The following is a 4,449-nucleotide window of genomic DNA, read 5'->3' on the forward strand; positions in this document are numbered from 1 at the left end:
GTGGCGCGGTCTCCTGGAACACCCGTGCGGGGCCTTAGGGTTCGTGTCATGTCCTTGCAGATCAGCGCCACCAACCCGGAGCACCCCGCGCTCCTGCTCGCCCTGCCCTGGGACACCCCGCTGGAGGAGTGGCCCGAGGAGTACCTCGTGCCGCTCCCGCGCGGCATCTCCCGGCACGTGGTGCGCTACGCGCACGCCGGCGACGAGGTGATCGCCGTCAAGGAGCTGGCCGAGCGGCCCGCGCTGCGCGAGTACGGGCTGCTGCGCGACCTGGACCGGATCGGCATCCCGGCCGTCGACCCGCTCGCCGTGGTCACCGGCCGCACCGACCGCTCGGGCGCCCCGCTGGAGCCGGTGCTGATCACCCGGCACCTGCGCGGCTCGATGCCGTACCGGTCGATGTTCGAGACGACCATGCGCCCGGTGACCATGCACCGGCTGATGGACGCCCTCGCCGTGCTGCTGGTCCGCCTCCACCTGGCCGGGTTCGCCTGGGGCGACTGTTCGCTGTCCAACACCCTGTTCCGGCGCGACGCGGGCGCCTACGCGGCCTATCTGGTCGACGCCGAGACCGGCGAGCTGCACCCACGGCTCAGCCCCGGGCAGCGCGACTACGACCTGGACCTCGCCCGCGTGAACATCAGCGGCGAGCTGCTGGACCTGGAGGCGTCCGGCGCGCTGCACCCGTCGGTGGACCCGGTCGAGTTCGGCCACGAGATCTGCACCCGCTACCAGGGGCTGTGGCGGGAGCTGACCCGCACCTCGGTGTACCCGGCGGGCAAGTACCACTACATCGAGCGCCGGATCCGCCGGCTGAACGACCTCGGTTTCGACGTGGCCGAGATGCAGATCGAGCACTCCTCCAACGGCGACACGGTCACCTTCGTGCCGAAGGTCGTGGACGCCGGCCACCACCAGCGCCAGCTGCTGCGGCTGACCGGCCTGGACACCGAGGAGAACCAGGCGCGGCGGCTGCTGAGCGACCTGGAGAGCTGGATGGCCACCCAGGACGACTACGCCCCCCACGATCCTCCCCCGAGCTCTCAACTCCGTTCGAGCGGGGAGGACCCCCATGCCGCCCGCCCCGAGGTGCTCGCCCACCGTTGGGTCCGCGACGTGTTCCGGCCCACCGTGCGCGCCGTACCCCCGGAGCTGCGCGGCACGATGGACCCCGCCGAGATCTACCACCAGCTGCTCGAACACCGCTGGTACCTGTCCGAGCGCGCCCAGCACGACATAGGACTGGAGACCGCCGTGAAGGACTACATCGAGAACGTCCTGCCCCGGGCCCGCGCCACACTGGAGCCGGCCGAACCCGAGTAGGTCAGTCGTGCGGGACCACCGCCACCGGGCAGCCCGCGTGGTGCAGCACCCCGTGCGCCACCGAGCCGATCCGGGCGCCGACGGCCGTACGGTGCGCCCGGCGGCCGACGACCATCAGCTGGGCCCGGTCCACCGCCGACACCAGCACCTGCCCGGCGCTGCCCATCTCCACGTGCTCGGCGACCGGCACCTCGGGGAACCGCTCCCGCCAGGGCCGCACGGCGTCGGCCAGCGCCTGCTTCTCGTACGGTTCGAGCCCGCCCGCCTCGTCCAGCAGCCGCAGCGAGCCCGGGCTGTAGGCGAAGACCGGCGGGAGGGTCCAGGCCCGCACGACCCGCACGGCGGGTGTGTTTCACGTGAAACTTCCGGGCCATGACGCCATCGCCCGCCAAGCGGACGAGCATCTGGTGACCCATCGGGTGAAACTCCCGAGAAAAGTGGTGGAGCGCCCGATCCGCCAGGTCGTCAAGAGGCTGGTCATGGCCCTGGCGGTGCTGGTGGCCACCGCGCTGATCGTCTACGCCGACCACGAGGGCTACCACGACAACGCCGACGGCACCGTGGATCTGCTCGACGCGTTCTACTACGCGACCGTGACCCTCTCCACCACCGGGTACGGCGACATCACCCCGGTGAGCGACGGTGCCCGGCTCGCCAACATCTTCCTCATCACGCCCCTGCGCGTGCTGTTCCTGATCATCCTGGTCGGCACCACGCTGGAAGTCCTCACCGAACGCACCCGCGAGGAATGGCGCCTGAACCGCTGGAGGTCCGTCTTGCGCGATCACACCGTTGTCGTCGGCTTCGGCACCAAGGGGCGGTCGGCCATCCAGACCGTCTGCGCGACCGGGCTGAAGAAGGAGCAGGTCGTCGTGGTCGACCCCAGCTCCAAGGCGATCGACGCGGCGACCGCCGAGGGGTACGCCGGGGTGGTGGGCGACGCCACCCGCAGTGAAGTGCTCAAGCGGGCCGAGGTGCACAAGGCGCGGCAGATCATCGTCGCCCCGCAGCGCGACGACACCGCGGTCCTCGTCACCCTGACCGCCCGCCAGCTCAACCGGGGCGCCAAGATCGTGGCCGCCGTCCGCGAGGAGGAGAACGCCCCGCTGCTGCGGCAGTCCGGCGCCGATGCCGTCATCACCAGCTCCGGCGCGGCCGGCCGGCTGCTCGGCCTGTCGGTGCTGAGCCCGGCCGCCGGGATGGTGATGGAGGACCTCATCCAGCAGGGCAGCGGGCTGGACCTCGTCGAACGGCCGGTGGTGCGCGGGGAGGTCGGCAAGACGCCGCGCGAGACGGACGACCTGGTGGTGAGCGTCGTACGCGGGCACCGGGTGCTGGGCTACGACGACCCGGCCGTCGGCACCCTCCAGCTGACCGACCGGCTCATCACCATCGTCCGGGCCACTCCGGGCAATCACGTCACACCGGACACCCGCCCGCTGCCACACGGCTGACCGGGCGGGCGGGGAGTAGCGTCACCGGTATGCATGCGATCACGATTCCCGAACCCGGTGGTCCCGAGGCTCTGGTCTGGGCGGACGTTCCCGATCCGGTGCCCGGCGAGGGCGAGGTGCTGGTCGAGGTGGCGGCCAGCGCCGTCAACCGTGCCGACATCCTCCAGCGCCAGGGCTTCTACGCCCCTCCGCCCGGTGCCTCCCTCTACCCCGGCATGGAGTGCTCCGGCAGGATCGCCGCGCTCGGCCCCGGCGTCTCGGGCTGGGCCGTCGGCGACGAGGTGTGCGCGCTCCTCTCGGGCGGTGGCTACGCCGAGAAGGTCGCCGTACCGGCCGGGCAGCTGCTGCCCGTGCCCGAGGGGCTGTCCCTGCGGCAGGCGGCGGCGCTGCCCGAGGTGGTCTGCACGGTCTGGTCCAACGTGTTCATGATCGCCCATCTGCGGCCGGACGAGACGCTGCTGGTGCACGGGGGGTCCAGCGGCATCGGCACCATGGCGATCCAGCTGGCCAAGGCCCTCGGCGCCAGGGTCGCGGTGACCGCCGGCACGAAGGAGAAGCTCGAGCGCTGCGCAGAGCTGGGCGCGGACGTGCTCATCAACTACCGCGAGCAGGACTTCGTCGCCGAGATCAAGCAGGCCACCGACGGCGCGGGCGCCGACGTCATCCTCGACAACATGGGCGCCAAGTACCTGGACCGCAACGTCCAGGCCCTCGCCGTCAACGGACGCCTGGCGATCATCGGTATGCAGGGCGGGGTGAAGGGCGAGCTGAACATCGGCGCACTGCTCGGCAAGCGGGGTGCCATCAGCGCGACCACGCTGCGCAGCCGGCCGCTGGGCGAGAAGGCGGCCATCGTCGCCGCCGTCCGCGAGCACGTGTGGCCGCTGATCGCCGCCGGAGACGTCCGGCCGATCGTGGACAGCGAGCTGCCGATGCCGGAGGCGCCCGAGGCGCACCGGCTGGTGGAGGCGAGCGGTCACATCGGCAAGGTGCTGCTGGTGGCGCCGTAGGACGAGCCGGGCGGGCCCCGTCCCGGCGGGGCCCGCCGGTCAGCTCCTGCGCAGCCTCAGGCCCAGCAGGGCCAGGCCGAGACCCAGACCGATGAGCACCAGGCCGCTGCCCAGCGGGAGGATCCGCAGCATCGGCTCCGTCACGGCCTCGCTCTGCCGGCCGGCCTGCCGGGTGCCGGGCCGTGGCGCGGGCGGGGTGGAGCCGGGGCCGGCCTCCTGGGCCGGGTCCTCGGAGGCTGCGGGCACGTCCGTGGTCTCCGGCTCCGCCGGCTGGACGGCCGGGGTGGCGGTGGCGGAGCCGTCCTCGTCCTCCGTCTCGGCCGCGGGCCGGTCCGGCCGGCCCGGGCGCATCCGCCCCTCACCGGCCCGGCTGCCCGCCCGGGTGGGTTCGGTCCAGGCGAGGGAACGGTAGGGGTGGACCGAGGCGGAGGCGGAGTCGGACGGCATGGGGGTGGGGGAGTCCTTCCGCGTGGGGCCGGCGGAGGCGGACGGCCCCCGGCCGGGCCGGTCGCGGTCCGGGTGGTCCTGGTCCGGGTGGTCCCGCCCGGCGTCGTCCCGGTCCGCGTGGTGCCGTTCCGGGCGTTCCTGCTCCGAGGTGCCGTGGTCGTCGTCCGGATGCCGGTCGTGCGGGCGTGCCCCGGCGGAGTGGCCCGGGGAGGGGT

General features: G+C 73.0%; 4 protein-coding genes and 1 pseudogene. 3 read left to right on the plus strand and 2 right to left on the minus strand.

All coding sequences use genetic code 11. The features are described from left to right. The first annotated feature begins 48 nt into the window (after positions 1-48). On the plus strand, positions 49-1,323 hold the full coding sequence (locus H5J33_RS25010; protein WP_181797128.1) for a DUF4032 domain-containing protein: 1,275 nt from the start codon (positions 49-51) through the stop codon (positions 1,321-1,323). Between the two features lies 1 nt (position 1,324). Here the strand turns inward: H5J33_RS25010 and H5J33_RS25015 are convergent. Beyond that, positions 1,325-1,663, minus strand: a pseudogene (locus H5J33_RS25015) (universal stress protein); the annotation flags it as partial. 16 nt (positions 1,664-1,679) lie between these two features. Between H5J33_RS25015 and H5J33_RS25020 the strand changes: the two are divergent. Together H5J33_RS25020 and H5J33_RS25025 are read left to right on the plus strand one after the other, a co-directional pair. Further along, positions 1,680-2,777: a TrkA family potassium uptake protein gene (locus H5J33_RS25020; protein WP_181797129.1), complete on the plus strand. Its 1,098-nt coding sequence runs from the start codon at positions 1,680-1,682 to the stop codon at positions 2,775-2,777. Positions 2,778-2,806: 29 nt separating this feature from the next. Next, positions 2,807-3,787 (plus strand): NAD(P)H-quinone oxidoreductase, encoded by a 981-nt coding sequence (locus H5J33_RS25025; protein ID WP_181797130.1) that lies wholly within the window; start codon positions 2,807-2,809, stop codon positions 3,785-3,787. A 39-nt stretch (positions 3,788-3,826) separates the two neighbouring features. On the opposite strand, the gene H5J33_RS38425 is transcribed toward H5J33_RS25025, so the two are convergent. After that, positions 3,827-4,449: hypothetical protein (locus H5J33_RS38425; protein ID WP_181797131.1), on the minus strand; the 623-nt coding region annotated here is incomplete at its 5' end.

Source organism: Streptomyces sp. WELS2 (assembly GCF_013870595.1).
Classification (GTDB): domain Bacteria; phylum Actinomycetota; class Actinomycetes; order Streptomycetales; family Streptomycetaceae; genus Streptomyces.